Source organism: Pseudomonas sp. GD04058 (assembly GCF_029836855.1).
Lineage (GTDB): Bacteria > Pseudomonadota > Gammaproteobacteria > Pseudomonadales > Pseudomonadaceae > Aquipseudomonas > Aquipseudomonas bharatica.
Genome location: NZ_JAOECN010000033.1, coordinates 46952 through 63862, shown reverse-complemented (window position 1 = coordinate 63862; position 16911 = coordinate 46952). Strand labels below are relative to the sequence as shown.

Below are 16911 nucleotides of genomic sequence, written 5' to 3'. Positions count from 1 at the left end.
GACTTCCTTCACTCTGTCAGCCTGCAGGGTTTCGGCCCGCTCTTGGCGCAAGGGACCTGGATGACCCTGAAACTGGCCTTCCTGTCCCTCGGCCTGAGCCTGCTGCTGGGCCTGATCGGCGCCAGCGCCAAGCTCTCCACCCTGAGCCTGCTGCGCATTCCCGCGACGCTCTACACCACCCTGATCCGCAGCGTCCCGGACCTGGTGCTGATCCTGCTGATCTTCTACACCTTCCAGATCTGGCTCAACGACTTCACCGAGTGGATGGGCTGGGGCTACGTCGAGATCGACCCGTTCGCCGCCGGCGTCCTGACCCTCGGCTTCATCTATGGCGCCTATTTCACCGAGAACTTCCGCGGCGCCATCCTCAGCGTGCCTGCCGGGCAACTGGAAGCGGCCACCGCCTACGGCCTGAGCCGCGCCCAGCGTTTTCGTCTGGTGCTGTTCCCGCAACTGATGCGCTTCGCCCTGCCGGGCCTGGGCAACAACTGGCTGGTGCTGCTCAAATCCACCGCGCTGGTCTCGATCATCGGCCTCGCCGACCTGGTCAAGGCCGCGCAGAACGCCGGCAAGAGCACCAATAACGTCCTGTACTTCCTGATCATCGCCGGGCTGGTCTACCTGCTCATCACCACCCTCTCCAACCGCCTGATGAAGCGTCTGGAGCGCCGCTACAACATCGGCATCAAGGGGCTCGCATCATGATCGAACTGATCCAGGACTATGGCCTGGCCTACCTGTACAGCGACGGCGCCGGGCTTTCCGGGCTGGCCATGACCCTATGGCTGTTCGTCGTCACCATGGTCGCCGGGTTCTTCCTCTCGCTACCGCTGGCCCTGGCGCGGGTCTCGCGCAAGCCGTGGCTGCGCTGGCCGGTGGAGTTCTACACCTGGCTGTTCCGCGGCACGCCGCTCTATATCCAGTTGCTGATCTGCTACACCGGGTTGTACGGCCTGGAGGTGGTGCGCGATCACGAGATGCTCGACCGCTTCTTCCGCAACGCGCTGAACTGCACCCTGCTGGCCTTTGTCCTGAACACCTGCGCCTACACCGTGGAGATCTTCGCCGGGGCCATCCGCAACATTCCCCATGGCGAGATCGAGGCGGCCCAGGCCTACGGGCTGCATGGCTGGAAGCTGAACCTGTTCGTAGTCCTGCCGGCAGCCCTGCGCCGTTCGCTGCCGTCCTACAGCAACGAACTGATCCTGATGCTGCACGCCACGTCCCTGGCCTTCACCGCGACCATCGCCGACATCCTCAAGGTGGCCCGCGATGCCAATGCCGCGACCTTCCTCACCTTCCAGGCCTTCGGCATCGCCGCACTGCTGTACATGCTGCTGTCCTTTGCGCTGGTCGGGCTGTTGCGCCTGGCCGAACGCCGCTGGATGCGTTTTCTCGTTCCTTCCCGAGGCTGACCCATGACCACTTCCGCACACGCCTTGTCGATCCAACCCGACTTCACTGCTCAACCGAGCGCTGCCGCGAACAGCGCCGCGATCAAACTGACGGTGGACGCGCTGCACAAAAGCTATGGCGATCACCAGGTGCTCAAGGGCGTCTCGCTGCAGGCGCGCAAGGGCGACGTGATCAGCCTGATCGGCGCCAGCGGCTCGGGCAAGAGCACCATGCTGCGCTGCATCAACTTCCTCGAACAACCGGAAGCCGGCGCCATCACCCTCGATGGCCAGACCATCGAACTGGGCCAGGGCCGAGGACCGAATCCCGCGCAACTACAAAACCTGCGCACGCGCCTGGCCATGGTCTTCCAGCATTTCAACCTGTGGAGCCATATGACCGTGCTGGAGAACATCACCCTCGCCCCGCGCCGGGTGCTGGGTATTACCCGGCATGAAGCCGAGGCCCGGGCGCGCGCTTACCTGGACAAGGTCGGCCTGCCCGCCCGGGTCGCGGACCAGTACCCGGCCTTCCTTTCCGGCGGCCAGCAGCAAAGGGTGGCGATAGCCCGGGCCCTGGCGATGGAGCCTGAAATCATCCTGTTCGACGAACCGACGTCAGCTCTTGATCCAGAGCTTGTGGGAGAAGTCCTAAAGGTCATACAGACGCTGGCCGAGGAAGGTCGTACCATGCTGATGGTCACCCACGAGATGGGCTTTGCCCGCCAGGTGTCCAGCCAGGTGCTGTTCCTGCATCAGGGGCGCGTCGAGGAACAGGGAAGCGCGAGCATCCTCGACCAGCCGCAAAGCGAGCGCCTGCAGCAATTTCTTTCCAACCGCTTGAAGTGAAACAACGCCACCATGGATACCAAGGCCAACCCGACCCATGCCAACCCGCCGCTGGACCGCATCGACGAAGCGATCATCGATGTATTGCGGCATAACGGCCGGATCACCTACGAAAAGCTCTCGACCCTGGTGCACCTGACGCCCCGGCCCTGCCTGGAGCGGGTGCGCAAGCTGGAGCGACGCGGGGTGATTCGCGGCTACGGGGCGATCATCGACGTGCAGATGGTTTCGCCGGGGTTGTCGTTGCTGGTGCTGGTGGCGTTGTCGAACCAGAGCGGGCGTTCGGCGCAGAAGGCCTTCGAAGCCTGTGTCAGGGCCTGTCCACAGGTCTTCGACTGCCAGTTGATCAGCGGGCACTTCGACTACAGCCTGCGCATGCGCTGCCGCGACATGGAGCATTACCGGGTGCTGACCGAGACCTGGATGAACAACGACGAATTGCATATCGACAAGCTGGTGGCGCATCCGGAGCTGGCGGTGGTCAAGAACACTGCGCCACAGCTGTAGATCTTGTAGTGCCTGTACCGGCCCTATCGCTGGCAAGCCAGCTCCCACAGGTTCAGCACAGATCTTGAAACTTGTGCAGTACCTGTGGGAGCTGACGGTGGCCAAGAACACTGCGCCACAGCTGTAGATTTTGTGGTGCCTGTACCGGCCCTATCGCTGGCAAGCCAGCTCCCACAGGTTCTGCGGTGTACGCGATCCCTGTGGGAGCTGGCTTGCCAGCGATAGGGCCATCAGCATCACTGCGCCCCGAGAGCCTTGACCTGCCACTCCTGCGGCTGCCGGTACCCCTCCACCCATTCCACCACCTGCCACGCCGGCATCGGTCGGGCAATGCCGTAGCCCTGGGCGATGTCGCAGCCCAGGTCCATCAGCAATTCGCCATGGGCCACGGTCTCCACGCCTTCGGCAATCACCTGCCGGTCGAACTCCCGGGCCAGGCCGATCACCGCACGGGTCAGGGCCAGGTCGTCCTGGTCATGCAGGATGTCCTGGATAAAGGATTTGTCGATCTTCATGGTCTGGGTCGGCAGCCGCTTGAGATAACTGAGCGACGAATAGCCGGTGCCGAAATCGTCCAGCGAGAAGCGCACGCCGAGGCGCTGGCAGGCCTGCAGGCAATCGCTGACCCGCTGGAGATTCTCGATCGCCACCGATTCGACGATCTCCAGGTCGAGCATCTGCGGCGCCACCGAGGCATGCCGTGCTAGCAGGCGCTGCAGGCGCACGACGAAATCATCGCGCTGGAAATGCCGCGCTGCGATGTTCACGCTCACCGGCCAGTGGCAGCCCTGCGCCTGCCATTGCTGCATCTGCGCCAGGGCGCGATCGATCACCCACTCGCCGATGTCGACGATCAGGTCGGTACGCTCTACCAACGGCAGGAAATCCCCCGGCGGTACCACCCCGCGCAGCGGATGGTGCCAGCGCAGCAGCGCCTCGAACCCGACCACCGTGCCACTGCGCATGTTGACCTTGGGCTGGTAGTGCAGCGACAGGTCGCCATGATGCAGGGCATGACGCACCTCCTCGACGGTTTGGTGGGTGGCCTTGACCTCCTTGTCCAGCGAGACGTCGAACAGGTGGTAGCGATTGCGCCCGCGTTGCTTGGCCAGGTACATGGCCTGGTCGGCGTGGCGCAGCAGGGTGTCGGCATCGTCGTCGTCATGGGGGAAGCGGGTGACGCCGATGCTGGCGCTGACGCTGATGGAGCGCCCGCGGATCATGCAGGGCTCGGCCAGGGTACGGAGGATTCGGTCAAGGCTGTCCTGCAGGCAGGGTGGCCCGTGACGGTCACCGAGGATCAGCACGAACTCGTCGCCGGACAACCGCGCCAGGGCATCGCCTGGATCGAGGAAACGCTTCAGGCGCCGTGCCACCTCCACCAGCAGCAGGTCGCCGCTGTCATGGCCGTAGCTATCGTTGACCGCCTTGAAACCGTCGAGATCGAGCATGCACACCGCCAGCGAGGTTTTCGCCATGCGCGCACGCTGCAGCGTTGCTTCGAGCAGTTCGCCGATGCAGGAACGGTTGGGCAGGCCGGTCAGCGGGTCATGCCCGACCCGCCATTCCAGGCTGTGCAGCATCTGCCGCTTGTGCGTGACATCGAAGCGGATCGAGGCGTATTTGCGCAGCTCGCCAGTGTCGCGGTCGAACAGCGGCACGATGGTGCTGTCGACCCAGAACAGCGAACCGTCCTTGGCCCGGTTGCATAGCTCGCCCTTCCACACCTCGCCGGCGGTCAGGGCCCGCCACATGTCCCTGAACACCTCAGGGCCATGCTGGCCGGACTTGAGGATACGGTGGTCGGCGCCCAGCAGCTCTTCCCGGCTGTAGCCGGAAATGGCACAGAACTGCTCGTTGACGTAGGTGATACGCCCGTCGAGGTCGGTCTCGGAGAAGATCGCCGCGGCGTCCACGGCAGTACGGTAGCCCTCACCCATGGGCCACCCCGACATAGGACGTCTGCTGCGCGGCAGTGATTGGCAACTTGGAACGCACGATAAAGCTCCATGAGCCGCAGAAATACACGGGTTGTTCTCACCGAAGCCCGCTGCGGGAAAACCTGTCCAGGGAGCAAATTCTACGAGAAGCATCACCTTTTGCAATCCAAGGTGATGGCACCAGAGGTTGTCCTTTAAAATTATTTGTCGTTAAGTTCTTGATTCTAAAAGGGAATTGAGCGATGGAAATTTCAAGTTTGGGGTCTGCCATCAGACGCTATCGCAAGGTGGCCGGGCTTACCCAGGCGGAATTGGGGGAGAGAGCCGGGTTCGACCCCAAGACCATAAGCCGCTTCGAAACCGGCACCTACACCCCCAGCGTCGAAACCCTTGTCATTTTTGCCCGCATCCTGGGCGTCAAACTCACCGCCTTCTTTACCGACCTCGATAGCGAAGAAGAACAACGCGCCTATCTGTTCGGTGTCATCCACAAAGCCCCGCGCCAAGACCTGAGCAAACTGATCGCCGCTGTCGATCAGGCGCTCTCGGACAACTGACGGCAGGCATCGCGACGGAATGGTTCGCACCGTGAAAATGCAATATCAATGCGCCTTTACTGGTCAGACCGGTAAAACCAATTATCGCCTGCCCCCTTGCGCCAGCAAAAAATCGGTGGGTATAGTGGCCGCGCACTGGACATACCGGTAAGACCACAATAATTAAGTCCGACGCGCCATCTTCCCCCTGGCAGCCGGACACCGACCAGAGATCCCTCCCATGCTTAAATGGTGCTCGCGTTCGATCTTTCTCCAAGTAGTGCTCGGCCTGATGCTCGGCATCGCCTGCGGCCTGAGCTTCCCCGACCTCTCCCTGCAACTCAAGCCCCTCGGTGACGGCTTCATCAAACTGATCAAGATGCTGATCGGCCTGATCGTGTTCTGCGTGGTGGTCAGCGGCATTTCCGGTGCCGGCGACCTGAAGAAGGTCGGGCGCATCGGCCTGAAATCGGTGGTCTATTTCGAAATCCTCACCACCATCGCCCTGGTCCTGGGCCTGGTGCTGGCCTTCAGCACCGGTATCGGCAGCGGCGCCAACATCCACCTGGACCAGCTTTCGGCCACCGATGCCGGTGCCCTCGCCGAGCGCGGCCAGCATATCCATAGCACCACCGCGTTCCTCATGGACCTGATCCCCACCTCGGTGGTCGGCGCCTTCGCCGATAACAACATCCTTCAGGTCCTGCTGTTCTCGGTGCTGTTCGGCAGCGCCCTGAACCTGGTGGGCGAATCGGCTTCGGGCATCTCGCGGCTGATCAACGAGCTGAGCCATGTGATCTTCCGCATCATGGGCATGATCGTGCGCCTGGCACCGATCGGCGTATTCGGCGCCATCGCCTTCACCACCAGCAAGTACGGTCTGGACTCGCTGCAACACCTGGGCGGCCTGGTAGCGCTGTTCTACCTGACCTGCGCCGGCTTCGTCCTGCTGATCCTTGGCGTGGTGATGCGCGTGTCCGGCCTCAAGCTGCTGCCCTTCCTCAAGTACCTGCGCGAAGAGCTCACCATCGTCCTCGGCACCGCTTCGTCCGACGCCGTGCTGCCGCAGATCATGCGCAAGCTCGAGCACCTGGGCATCGGCAGTTCCACTGTCGGCCTGGTCATTCCAACCGGCTACTCGTTCAATCTCGACGGTTTCTCCATCTACCTGACCCTGGCCATCGTCTTCATTGCCAATGCCACCGGCACGCCGTTGGCGATGACCGACCTGCTGACCATCCTCCTGGTGTCGCTGGTGACCTCCAAGGGTGCCCACGGCATCCCTGGCTCGGCGCTGGTGATTCTCGCCGCGACCCTCACCGCGATCCCGGCGATACCGGTGGTGGGCCTGGTACTGGTGCTGGCGGTGGACTGGTTCATGGGCATCGGACGCGCGCTGACCAACCTGATCGGCAACTGCGTGGCCACCGTGGCGATTGCCCGCTGGGAGAAGGACATCGACCTGGATCGCGCCCACAACGTCCTCGACGGCAAGCAGGGCTACAGCTTCCAGCCGCGCAAGACGGCTCACCAGCAAGAATTCTGAAGCATGACCGATAGTTCCTGGAGCAACCTGTGATCACCTCATCGACCGTAGTCAACGCAGTAGTGGAAAAACTGCGCCAGGCCCTGGCCCGAGGCCAGTGGCGCTCCGGCGAGATGCTGCCGGGGCAGCGCGAACTGGCCGAACAAATGGGCATCAGTCGGCCCAGCCTGCGCGAAGCGGTGACGGTACTGGAAACCCTTGGCCTGGTGCGATCCATGCCAGGCAAGGGCGTCCTGGTGCTCGACCCCGATACCGCCGAACCGACGCTGGTCCCGGCCGCGTCGGTGGCCGAGGCCAGCCTCGAGGACGTATTGCAACTGCGCTACACCCTCGAGCCGTTCATCGTCGGGCTGGTGGCGCAGTCCATCAGCAGCAGCGAGACCGGGCAGTTGCGCCTGACCCTGATGGACATGCGCGAAGCCCTTGAAGCCGACGACGCCGAAGCCGGCGTCGGTGCCTACATCGCCTTCCATGAAGCGCTGTTCGCCCTGACCTCCAACCCGATCTTCCAGAGCGTGGTGCAGCAGACCAGCAACGCCCTCAAGCAAAGCGCCCAGGTGCTGCGCAAGTCTCCCGAGCATCTGGCCGCGCGCCTGGAAGAGAACGAAGCGGTGGTACGCGCCATCCGCAACAAGGACAGCGCCCAGGCCAGCGCCCAGATGCGCCGGCACATCCTCGCCGAGGGGCGGCGCATGGGTATCGAACTGAAGATCCCGGATGAGCAGCCGGGTCATTGACTACAGGAGAGCGAAGATGAACACCTCCCTGCCCTTCATGATGGCCGGCGGCGGACGCCGGATGTCCGCGGAAGAGATCTATCCGCAGCTGTTCGATGCCATCCTCGAACAGCGCCTGACGCCCGGAACCCCGCTGACCGAACTGGCCCTGGGCGAAGCCTTTGGCGTCAGCCGCACGGTGATTCGCCGGGTACTGGGACGGCTGTCCGACCAGCAGGTGATCGTCCAGCGCCCGGCGCACACTGCGCGCCTGGCGGCGCCGGACCCTGAACAGGCGCGGCAGGTCTTGAGTGCCCGGCGCCTGGCGGAAACCACCCTGATCGAACTGGCCGCACAGCGCTCGCGGCCGGGGCAATTGCGCCAGCTGCGCGAGCTGATCGCCCGCGAACGCCTGAGCCACGAACAGGGCCAGCGCTGCACGGCGATCCGCCTTGGCGGCGAGTTCCACCTGAAGCTTGCGGAGATCGCCGACAATGCGCCACTGACGCGTTTTCTCAACGGACTGGTACCGATGACCTCATTGATCATCGCCAAGTACGAGCACCAGGGCTGCGAGCACTGCGCCTGGCAGGAGCATGCGGCGCTGGTGGATGCGCTGGAGGACGGTGACAGCGACGCCGCGTTGCGCCTGATGCATGTGCATCTGGACCGTATCGAGGCCAAGCTGGACCTCGATTAAGCCCGGTTCTCCGGGCCGCTGCGATTGGACCAGTCCACCAGCAGGCTGTAGCCGACCGCCAGCAGGGTCGGGCCGATGAACAGGCCGATGAAGCCGAACGCCAGCAAGCCGCCGAAGACGCCGAGCAGCACGATCACCAGCGGCAGGTCGCCACCGCGGCTGATCAGGTAGGGCTTGAGCACGTTGTCCACGCCGCTGATGATGAAGGTGCCCCAGATGCCCAGGAAGATGGCCATGCCGTAGTCACCCTTCCAGGCCAGCCAGGCAGTGGCGGGCACCCAGGCCAGCGGCGGGCCCATGGGGATCAGGCTGAGCATGAAGGTCACCAGGCCGAGCACCAGCGCCCCCGGCACCCCGGCGATCAGGAAGCCGATCAAGGCCAGCAGGCCCTGGGCGGCGGCGGTGCCGATCACCCCGTTGACCACCCGCTGCACGGTGCCGGCCACCAGGCCCAGGTAATAGGCGCCGCGATCGTCCACCAGGCGCTCCAGCAGGCGCAGGACGAAGGCCGACAGACGCGGACCGTCGCGATAGAAGAAAAACACGAAGACCAGGCTGAGGATCAGTTCGACGACGCCACTGCCCAGTTGCGCGCTGCGGGCCAGGATCCAGTTGCCGACCTGCCCGAGATGGGGCTTGACCGTGGTCAGCAAGGCCGCGCCCTGCTGATCGAGGGTGTTCCAATAGCGCACCAGCCGTTCGCCGAAGAAAGGCACGCTGCCCAGCCAGTCCGGGGCGTCCGGCAGGCCGTCGACCTGCACGTCGCGGATGAACGCGGTGGCGTCACGTACATGGTCGGCCAGGTTGAAGCCAAGCCAGACCAGGGGCAAGGCCACCAACAGCAGCCACAGGCAGGTCAGCAGGCTGGCCGCAAGGGTTTCGCGCCCACCGCACCAACGCGTCACCAGGCGCATCAGCGGCCAGCTGGCAAAGGCCAGGATCGCGCCCCAGAGCAGCGCGGAAATGAACGGCGCCATGACCCACAGGGCGGCGCCGAGCAGGGTCAGCAAGAGGATCTGCACCAATAGGCGGTCGTTGTTGAGCATGATCCCTCTCTCACGGAATACAGATAAATCTTCGATTTGACACAGGCCCCTGTGGGAGCTGGCTTGCCAGCGATGGCGGCAGACCAGGCAACTGCTTTGCCAGCCAGGGCCTCATCGCTGGCAAGCCAGCTCCCACAGGATTGCTGGCAAGCCCGAGTGGCGCTATCAACCCGTTAGCGGATCAGTTCCACATGCAGGCCGGCAGCCGGTTTGTCGCCGGTCTCCAACCTTGCCGCCCGGACCCCGGCCGCACTCAGCTGGTCGTTCCAGGCCACCGCCTTCGCCCCGGTCAGGCTGACCCGCAGGCTGCTGTCCAGGTTCAGGCTGCGCGCCAGCAGCTCCACCCAGGCCTTCGGCGGCTCGCCATCGAGGTCCGGGTAGTCCAGCTTGCCGGTGCTGCGCAATTCCCGCAGCACCGTGGCCGGGGTCGGCAGCAGGTCGCCCAGCGGTGCATTGGCCTCGAATTTCTCCACATGCAGGAAGGCCCGCTTGTTGCCGCGGGTGATGGCGTACAGGGCAACCAGGGTGTCGTGGTCATCGCCGGAACGACGCAGAAGAATGAACGCCTGGTCCTCGTCCGAGCCATACAAGCGTGCATTGCGGAAGATCTCGTTGGCCCACAGGCTGCTTTCGCCGCAGTCACGCCTCTCGCACCAGAACAACGGATAGCCGCCGTCAGCCTGCAAGGCTTCGCGGGCCGCGGTGAAGGCTTCGCCGGCACTGCGCTCGGGCGGCAATTGCCAGGTGGTGGAGCTGACCTGGCCACGGCTTTCGACCTTGCCCTCCATACGCAACTGCCCGCTGATCTTGCGCAGTGGACCCAGCGGATAGACGCGCTCCTGCTCCCGCGCCGGCTGTTCGTCGAAGACCTTGGCATCCTGCGGAATCGGCAGTTCGCCGGCGGCCTGGGCGGTTCCTGAAGCCAGCAACAGCGCGGAAAGAACGAACTGGACGGCACTCATCGGCGAACCCCGCCGGCATGGCCGGCGTGGCATAGGGAAAGGGGGCTGCTGTCGTGCTGGGTCATGATTGTCTCCCTGATCAAAACCCGCCAAGCCTCGACAGTTGCCCGGTACAAGTCAAGGCATGGCAAAGAAGCGATTGAAACAGTCTGCAACAAGCGTTGCGCCGGCCTCGTCGTTCAGGTGCAGGTGATGGCCACCGGGCAAGTGTTCCAGAGTGAAGGGTAGCTGCTCGAGCAGGCTCGTGTTGCGCGCCAGCATGCCGTCGTCGGCCACCACCAGGGCGGTCGGGCAGGCAATGCGCCGGACGAAACTCAGCGCCTGCTCTTCGCTCATGCGCAGCGGCGACGGCAGGGTCAGGCGGCTGTCGCTGCGCCAGCTGAAACCGCCGGGCACCGGCACCAGGCCGCGCTGGGCGAGGAGTTCGGCGGCCTCGCGGGTGACCGCGACCATGCCCTTCATCCGTGCTTCCACCGCCCGGTCCAGCTCGGCATACACCGATTTGCGCTTGCCCTCATGGCGCAACTGCGCCTCCAGGGCCATACCCATGCGCTCGGCGGCATCCTGCGCCGCCGCACCCGGCGGAATCACCCCGTCGATCAAGGCCAGGCGCTGGATCCGCTCGGGCAGGCTGCCGGCGAGGATCACCGAAACGATCGCCCCCAGCGAATGCCCGAGCAGGGAAAAACGCTCCCAGCCCAGTTGCCCGGCGACCCGCAGAACGTCATGGGCGTAATCCCACAGCGCATAGCCGGCGCCTGCCGGGCGGTGCCCGGAGTAACCGTGCCCGGCGAAATCCAGGGCGACGATGCGCAGCCCGTGCAGCCTGGGCGCCAGGCGGGCAAAGCTGTTGGCGTTGTCCAGCCAGCCGTGCAAGGCAATCACCGGCCGGCCATCTTCTGGCCCGTACAAGTGCGCGGCCAGTTCGATATGCCCCAGGTCCAGGCGGATTTCCTCGACGGGATGGCTCATGCCCGACGCTCCTGCCAGCGCTGGAACACCGAGCGGATCAGGCGTGCGGTGTCGTCCGGGCGCTCCAGCGGGAACATGTGCCCGCCGGCGACGCTGTGGTTTTCGCCCAGCGGCATGCGCCGTACCGCCTGGGCGTGGTGGGCGCGGACGATGCGGCTGTGGCTGCCGCGGACCATGGCCAGCGGCACCTTGAGCTTGCCGGGCGATGCCGGCCGGGTGTGCGGGATGCTGCGGTAGATGCGCATCTCGATGGCCGGGTCGAAAGCCAGGCGCAAACCCCCGCCTTCGTTCTTCAGGCCATGTTGCAGGTAGGCTTCCAGGCAGTCCGGGTCGAAGGCGCGGAACAGCGACTTGGAGGAGAAGTAGGCGCGGGCCTGGTCAAGGTCGTCGAAGGCTTCACGGCGGCCCTCGGTGCGCCCGGCCGGGGTGATCCGGTCAATGAAGCCCCAGCGCTTGGCCAGGCGGATCAGCCACTGGTCGGCAAGGGTCAGCACCGGCGAGTCGAGCATCACCACCCCGCGGTACAGCTCGGGGCAGCGCAGTGCGGCATGCAGGTGCAGCACGCCGCCAAGGGAATGGCCGACGCCCCAGACCGGTTCGCCTTGCCGTTCCAGGTGATGGATCAGCTCGTCCACCAGCAGCAGCCAGTTGTCCCCGGCCGGAAAGCGTGGGTCGTGGCCGTGCTGTGGCAGATGCTGGACCTGGTAATCCGGCGCCAGCCCGGCGAACAGCTTGCCGTAGGTGGCCGAGGGGAAGCCGTTGGCATGGGCGAAGAAGATCTGTTGCGACATTTTCGGACGGCCTGCTGCGGAAAAAACTGACACTGATTGTCCGCAACGGATGGGGATGGAGCAATGACCGGAACAGCCATCAGGGACGGCACTCCGGTCAGGAACCCCGTGTTGCTGCTCCGGGCCTAATCGCTGGCAAGCCCCCGGTGCTCAGAACCCTTCGAACGAGCGGTGCAGGCACGCCTGGATATAGGCCACCTGGTACTCGTAGGCCTCACGCACCTGATGGCGCTCCTGCTCGCAAAGCTGGGCCCGCTGCATAGCCAGGCAGGACACCTGAAGCATTTTCGCCATCTGCTCGCAGGCCAGCTGGAACTGCTGCAGTTGCTCGGACTCGCGGCGATCGCCGTAGCGCCGGACCAGCGCATCAAGGCGGGCATCGGCGGCGTCGTGCAACAACTGGAACTCGGCGAAGTCCAGGCGATAGCTGAAATTGCATTCATCGAGTACCTGGCGCAGGTCCGCTGAACAGGCTCGCATTCCATTACTTCCGATCATGGGGTTTCCTCGCAGGGCATGCTGCTCGTACGCCTCCACGCTAGCAATTCGGAGTGAGTGCAACAACTGACAAAAATATCAGGTCGGCGTATCGAAAGCGGGGGCGTGGTCACCGCACAAAATCTTCACAACTGATATTTTTGTCAGGTTTCAACATGAAGAAACGGGGATATAAGTGTGTCCGTACCGTCCCGGTCGCATCGATTTTCGAAGGAATCACACTGCACTTCCAACGTCAGGAGCTCACTTCATGTACGCATCCCAATCCCTTGGCAGCGCCCCGCCCCTTGCTCCGGTCCAGCGCGTGCCCACCCTGTCGGAAGCCCCCATCAGGCTGACCCTGCGCGAAACCGTGGTCCTGCAATGGAGCGCCGAAGGCAAGACGTCCTGGGAGATCGCCCATATCCTGCAATGCAGCGAGTCGGCGGTGAATTTCCACTTCTGCAACATCCGCCGCAAGTTCGGCGTGACGTCACGCAGCGCGGCGATGCTCAAGGCCCTTGATCAGGGCCTGATCAAGTTGCGCTGAACCTGTGGCCCAGGCCGGCCGCAAGCGGTCGGCCACGGGCCAGGGCGTCAGGGAATGAGCGTCGGCCTGAGGCTCGGAAAGTTTGGCGTCGCCTCGTACGGCCAGGTTTCACCGAGGTCGAAGCTGACGTAGACGCTCACACTGAATACTTCCCCGATCTTCAGCGACTCGAGAAACGCCTTGGGAATGACCACATCGCCTTCGGCACCGATCCCGCTGACCAGCTCCGCCTCGCTGACCCGATGGTCGTACAGGGCCCGGTGCACCAGGGTTTCACCCGCAGGGTCAACGCCACTGACCAGTATCCTGACCATCTGATCGGTGGTCATCAGCTTCCAGAACGCCAGGGTCAGGCGCGCGCCCGAGGCCGGCACCGCCGCCAGGCTGAGCCCCTTGCTGGTGTGGCCCTCGCACTGCACCGTAGGAAAGCCGTTGGACGGCACCTTGCTGACGCGCACCTGGCGCGGCGTCGAGGGCAGCACCTCGCCAGGCCCTCTTACCTCGTAATACAGCGTCACCGTCTTGCCGATCGACGCAATCACGCTTTCCCTGGGAACATGACAGAGCCGCGGATCGCCGTCCTTGTCCAGCAGGCCTTCGAAGTCCGCCACACTGCCGGGATCATCCCAATGCACCCAGACCTCTTCGTCGGGATAGATAAGCACTTGCCCGTCGAGCACGACCTGTATGCCGCTGCGCCCCTTCTCGGGATCGAGCACCAACTCCTCGCCGACGCCATCGGCCTCCACTACATCCAGCCACAGCAGTTCCCGCGGTATCGGCGTGGCACTGACCGACAAGGGCACCTGCCTGGAGGAAACACTGGGATTACCGGCGCGGTCCGTGACGTCGTAATGCACATAGCGCCGGCCATCACCCCGCTCGCGAATCAGATTGCCGTCGAAGACCAGCTCCAGCGGCTGGCCGATATCCTCGGAAGTGAGCGTGCGCGAGCCCGCCTGATGATAGGCGAAGGGCTCATCGTCCCAATACCAGGTCAGGGTGTCGCCGGGCCGTACCTCACGGTACTCCGGAACCTGCGCCACCACCCGGTCGTTGCAGGCCTCCAGATACTGCCAGGTAAGGCCGCCGTCGATGACCTCGGGCGGAAAGACCAGGGCGCCCTGCTCACCGCCCAGGATCGGCGGGGAGGTATCGATGGTGATGATGAGCGGCTGCGATCCCTGGGGCGAGCCATTGTAGAGCACCACCTTGTACTCCATGCGCTGCTGCCCTTCGGTGAGAAACTCGGTCGCCACCGTCAGGTGCAGATCTTCCGGCAGGACCGGCGTGGTCCAGAACTTGGTGGCAACGGTGGTGCCATTCCAGAACAGCTCCAGACTCTCGGGATGGTCCGGCGAGGGGTCGCTGTGCAGCCATTCCGGGACCTCGACCGCCAGCGGCACCTGCAAGTCATCGATATGCAGCAGATTGGGCTGGCCACCGTCGATATCGTCGAGCAGTGCGTCGACGATGGGTGGCGGGAGCAGGACCTGGGCTTCTTGCAACGGGGTCGACATCGGCAGCTCTCCTCAAGAAAGCGGATCGGTACCCGAAGGCTCGGGTGTCGCACTCCATTTAACGGCAAGAAGGGGATGGGCATAACTGACAGAAGTATCAGGTATCGGCGGCGGGCCGCAGTATTCAAGGAGCGAGCCTGGCGGCTCGCTCCCGCAGCATTACCAGCTATAGCGCAGGCCGACGTTGGCCCCCCATGGCTGCTCGACCTGCTCGCCATTGCTGTAGTCCAGGTCGACATGCATCTGCAGGCTCCGCGCCAGCGATACCGAGACCCCGGCCCCCAGCTCGCCACGCGATCCCGAGAGGTCATTGTTGAAGCGGTTGTCGTTTACCCGCACAGCGTTGTCGCTGGCGAACTCATGGGCATAGGCGACCCGTACATAGGGCTGGATCACCCGGCCCTCGCCCAGTTCGACATTACGCCCGAAGGTGCTGCCGACCTTGCCCAGCAACGAATGGGCGGTATCGCCATCGGCACGCATGCCGTTGTCGAGGTTGTAGCGCTTGCCCTGGATGGTCACGCCGGACCACTGGGTGTAAGGCTCGGCGAACCAGCCATTGCCCAGGGCGATATGCCGGCCGAATTCCAGCGAGGTACCCAGCGCGTGATTGTCGTAGTCGCCCTTGGTCCGGGTTCCGTCGCTGAGATTGACCGTGGCATCGTTCTGCAGGCGGTTGAACTTGAGCACGGCGTCGAAGTAGTAGCCGCTTTGCGGGTCCAGCCAGGTGGTGTACGCACCCAGGTAGTAGCTATCGACCTGTCCGCTGGAGCCACGGGCCAGATTCAGGTCCGAGTCGCTATAGCCGGCCAGCACACCCGCCAGCCAGTGGCCGTCACCGACCGGCAGCGGCGCATCGGCACCGAAGGACACGCCCTGCTGGGTCTGCTGGTAGGCGGTGCCCGACGAGGCGGAAACGTTGTATTTGTTGCCGTAGCTGCGCATCCAGGCACCGGCCTTGCCGCCATTCAGGCGTAGTTCACCCATGCGGCTGCGCAGGCTCGACAGCTCGCCGTACCACACGGTGGGCGCGGCATTGAACAGGCCGAGCACGGTCTGGGTCCCGGGGCTGATTTTTTTCATCGAGGCGTCCAGGTACCAGTTGTCACCGTCGCGAATCAGGTCGTAGGAAAATGTGCCAAGGTCCACCTCCCCGTTGAGCAGGGAGAAGCTGGCATCGCCACCGGCGATATGCACCACATGTATCTGCCCGTCGTTCAACGGATCGGCGCCACTGCTGCCGACCAGCAGCTTATGGTCGCCGCGGGCATCGCCGGTCACCTCGAGGAAATCGGTCTGCCCGGTGGAGAAGTCGGTATCCATGATGAAGGTGCCGTTGCCGGAAAGGTTTTCCACGGTCAGGCGGTAGAAGGCATCGGCCTCGCCGAACCGGACCGCGCCCCCGTCCATGACCAGGTCACCCACTTCATCGTTCTCGATCATGTTCCACTGGCCCTGGCTGGCCAGGGTCAGGCTGGCGACGTTTTCCAGAGCACCAGTCAGGGTGGCATGGTTCTGCAGGGTCAGGTTGGCGGTGGCGCCATCCTCGGCCACCACATTGCCCACCAGGTGGCTGTTGTCCACGGTCATGTTACCGGTCGAGCCGCTGGCGACCTTCAGCACGTTGCCGTCGCCGCCTGTCAGGGTCGAACCGTTGGCCACCACGATATCGGCGCTGACGCCCTGGCCTGCTCCCGTACCGACCAGGATCGCCGCATCGGTGCCACCCTCGACATGGGTGCCATCCAGGTGCACCGTGGCGCTGTCGGGAAGAGAGCTGTCCAGGCGGATCCGGATACCGTGGGTGCCGCCAATGATCGAACTGTTCCGGGCCGTGACCGAGCCGCCGAACATTTGGATGCCCTGGCTGGTGGCATTGGTGCCAGTCACCTGGGTGTTTTCCAGGAGCAGGTCGCTGTTGGCGGAAATCTGCACGCCGCTGCGGCCACCGGTGATGCTGCTGTCCCGCACGCTGGCGGTGGAGCCGTTGCTGCCCTGGCGCCCCAGGGACAAGCCTTCGGTTTCGCTGGTGATGGTGCTTCCCGAGATATCCGCCGAACCACTGCCAAGGAACACGCCGACGTTGATGCCGGTGGCGGTCACGGCGCTGCCGTTGAGGGTCAGCCTGCCGCCATCCTGGGTGACGATGTGCTCCGTCTGCGCGCCATTGGCGGTGAGATGGGAGCCACCGGTCACCAGGTAGCTGTCGGAAGGCGTTGTCGCATCGATGGTTTCGTCGCCGATGATCGTCCTGGCCATTGCATACTCGCTGCCCAGCACCAGCGGCGCGAGGGCAGCGAATTTCAGAATGCGAACCAGGGGACGCAGTTTGAACGAAGGAGTCTTGGTCATCATGAGAAGCTCTCGCAGGCTATGAAACGACGCGGTCAAACCAAGCTGGCGGG

General features: G+C 64.1%; 16 protein-coding genes and 1 pseudogene. 9 read left to right on the top strand and 8 right to left on the bottom strand.

From position 1 onward, the window contains the following. The 4 genes from N7650_RS22185 to N7650_RS22170 form a co-directional block, all read left to right on the top strand. Positions 1-705 (top strand): ABC transporter permease (locus N7650_RS22185; RefSeq protein WP_279900042.1); only part of this gene is annotated, 705 nt, incomplete at its 5' end. Further along, positions 702-1415, top strand: coding sequence for an ABC transporter permease (locus tag N7650_RS22180; protein WP_279900041.1), 714 nt, complete (start codon positions 702-704; stop codon positions 1413-1415). The genes N7650_RS22185 and N7650_RS22180, both read left to right, overlap by 4 nt. A gap of 3 nt (positions 1416-1418) precedes the next feature. Then, on the top strand, positions 1419-2243 hold the full coding sequence (locus N7650_RS22175; protein ID WP_279900040.1) for an ATP-binding cassette domain-containing protein: 825 nt from the start codon (positions 1419-1421) through the stop codon (positions 2241-2243). Between the two features lie 12 nt (positions 2244-2255). Next, positions 2256-2750 carry an Lrp/AsnC family transcriptional regulator gene (locus tag N7650_RS22170; RefSeq protein WP_009403806.1) on the top strand — a complete coding sequence of 165 codons (495 nt, stop codon included), beginning with the start codon at positions 2256-2258 and terminating at the stop codon, positions 2748-2750. A 236-nt stretch (positions 2751-2986) separates the two neighbouring features. Here the strand turns inward: N7650_RS22170 and N7650_RS22165 are convergent, their stop codons facing one another. Next, a complete protein-coding gene (locus N7650_RS22165) occupies positions 2987-4690 on the bottom strand; it encodes a GGDEF and EAL domain-containing protein (protein ID WP_037059582.1) in 1704 nt (567 codons plus the stop codon). Between the two features lie 242 nt (positions 4691-4932). On the opposite strand from N7650_RS22165, the gene N7650_RS22160 reads away from it, so the two are divergent. From N7650_RS22160 to N7650_RS22145, 4 genes and pseudogenes are all read left to right on the top strand, one after another. Then, the gene (locus N7650_RS22160; RefSeq protein WP_009397077.1) at positions 4933-5247 is read left to right on the top strand and encodes a helix-turn-helix transcriptional regulator; all 315 of its coding nucleotides are present in this window, start codon (positions 4933-4935) and stop codon (positions 5245-5247) included. Between the two features lie 220 nt (positions 5248-5467). Beyond that, positions 5468-6786 (top strand): annotated as a pseudogene (locus tag N7650_RS22155) (C4-dicarboxylate transporter DctA). A 15-nt stretch (positions 6787-6801) separates the two neighbouring features. Next, positions 6802-7509, top strand: a complete 708-nt coding sequence (locus N7650_RS22150) for a FadR/GntR family transcriptional regulator (protein WP_279900037.1) — start codon at positions 6802-6804, stop codon at positions 7507-7509. 16 nt (positions 7510-7525) lie between these two features. Next, positions 7526-8188, top strand: a complete 663-nt coding sequence (locus N7650_RS22145; protein ID WP_279900036.1) for a GntR family transcriptional regulator — start codon at positions 7526-7528, stop codon at positions 8186-8188. On the opposite strand, the gene N7650_RS22140 is transcribed toward N7650_RS22145, so the two are convergent. The 5 genes from N7650_RS22140 to N7650_RS22120 all read right to left on the bottom strand — a co-directional run bounded on the left by N7650_RS22140 (position 8185) and on the right by N7650_RS22120 (position 12439). Beyond that, entirely contained in the window at positions 8185-9234 is a 1050-nt protein-coding gene (locus N7650_RS22140; RefSeq protein WP_009397082.1) for an AI-2E family transporter, read from the bottom strand. The two genes, N7650_RS22145 and N7650_RS22140, sit on opposite strands and share 4 nt — an antisense overlap. A 173-nt stretch (positions 9235-9407) precedes the next feature. Next, positions 9408-10196, bottom strand: coding sequence for a DUF4892 domain-containing protein (locus N7650_RS22135; RefSeq protein WP_279900034.1), 789 nt, complete (start codon positions 10194-10196; stop codon positions 9408-9410). Positions 10197-10313: 117 nt separating this feature from the next. Continuing rightward, on the bottom strand, positions 10314-11168 hold the full coding sequence (locus N7650_RS22130) for an alpha/beta fold hydrolase (RefSeq protein ID WP_279900033.1): 855 nt from the start codon (positions 11166-11168) through the stop codon (positions 10314-10316). After that, positions 11165-11959 (bottom strand): alpha/beta hydrolase, encoded by a 795-nt coding sequence (locus N7650_RS22125; protein WP_009397085.1) that lies wholly within the window; start codon positions 11957-11959, stop codon positions 11165-11167. The genes N7650_RS22130 and N7650_RS22125 overlap by 4 nt, the downstream gene beginning before the upstream one ends. Before the next feature lie 150 nt (positions 11960-12109). Further along, positions 12110-12439: a hypothetical protein gene (locus N7650_RS22120; protein ID WP_009397086.1), complete on the bottom strand. Its 330-nt coding sequence runs from the start codon at positions 12437-12439 to the stop codon at positions 12110-12112. A 268-nt stretch (positions 12440-12707) separates the two neighbouring features. Between N7650_RS22120 and N7650_RS22115 the strand changes: the two genes are divergently transcribed. After that, positions 12708-12986, top strand: coding sequence for a helix-turn-helix domain-containing protein (locus tag N7650_RS22115; protein ID WP_009397088.1), 279 nt, complete (start codon positions 12708-12710; stop codon positions 12984-12986). 47 nt (positions 12987-13033) lie between these two features. On the opposite strand, the gene N7650_RS22110 is transcribed toward N7650_RS22115, so the two are convergent. Both N7650_RS22110 and N7650_RS22105 read right to left on the bottom strand, forming a co-directional pair. Then, positions 13034-14506 carry a hypothetical protein gene (locus N7650_RS22110; RefSeq protein ID WP_009397089.1) on the bottom strand — a complete coding sequence of 491 codons (1473 nt, stop codon included), beginning with the start codon at positions 14504-14506 and terminating at the stop codon, positions 13034-13036. Between the two features lie 159 nt (positions 14507-14665). Beyond that, on the bottom strand, positions 14666-16858 hold the full coding sequence (locus N7650_RS22105) for an autotransporter outer membrane beta-barrel domain-containing protein (protein ID WP_037059587.1): 2193 nt from the start codon (positions 16856-16858) through the stop codon (positions 14666-14668). Positions 16859-16911: the final 53 nt, after the last annotated feature.

Bases quoted from the DNA above. Each gene is read 5' to 3' on its own strand.
- N7650_RS22180 (WP_279900041.1), top strand. From the start codon at position 702: ATGATCGAACTGATCCAGGACTATGGCCTGGCCTACCTGTACAGCGAC.
- N7650_RS22175 (WP_279900040.1), top strand. From the start codon at position 1,419: ATGACCACTTCCGCACACGCCTTGTCGATCCAACCCGACTTCACTGCT.
- N7650_RS22170 (WP_009403806.1), top strand. From the start codon at position 2,256: ATGGATACCAAGGCCAACCCGACCCATGCCAACCCGCCGCTGGACCGC.
- N7650_RS22165 (WP_037059582.1), bottom strand. From the start codon at position 4,690: ATGGGTGAGGGCTACCGTACTGCCGTGGACGCCGCGGCGATCTTCTCC.
- N7650_RS22160 (WP_009397077.1), top strand. From the start codon at position 4,933: ATGGAAATTTCAAGTTTGGGGTCTGCCATCAGACGCTATCGCAAGGTG.
- N7650_RS22145 (WP_279900036.1), top strand. From the start codon at position 7,526: ATGAACACCTCCCTGCCCTTCATGATGGCCGGCGGCGGACGCCGGATG.
- N7650_RS22140 (WP_009397082.1), bottom strand. From the start codon at position 9,234: ATGCTCAACAACGACCGCCTATTGGTGCAGATCCTCTTGCTGACCCTG.
- N7650_RS22135 (WP_279900034.1), bottom strand. From the start codon at position 10,196: ATGAGTGCCGTCCAGTTCGTTCTTTCCGCGCTGTTGCTGGCTTCAGGA.
- N7650_RS22130 (WP_279900033.1), bottom strand. From the start codon at position 11,168: ATGAGCCATCCCGTCGAGGAAATCCGCCTGGACCTGGGGCATATCGAA.
- N7650_RS22125 (WP_009397085.1), bottom strand. From the start codon at position 11,959: ATGTCGCAACAGATCTTCTTCGCCCATGCCAACGGCTTCCCCTCGGCC.
- N7650_RS22120 (WP_009397086.1), bottom strand. From the start codon at position 12,439: ATGCGAGCCTGTTCAGCGGACCTGCGCCAGGTACTCGATGAATGCAAT.
- N7650_RS22115 (WP_009397088.1), top strand. From the start codon at position 12,708: ATGTACGCATCCCAATCCCTTGGCAGCGCCCCGCCCCTTGCTCCGGTC.
- N7650_RS22110 (WP_009397089.1), bottom strand. From the start codon at position 14,506: ATGTCGACCCCGTTGCAAGAAGCCCAGGTCCTGCTCCCGCCACCCATC.
- N7650_RS22105 (WP_037059587.1), bottom strand. From the start codon at position 16,858: ATGACCAAGACTCCTTCGTTCAAACTGCGTCCCCTGGTTCGCATTCTG.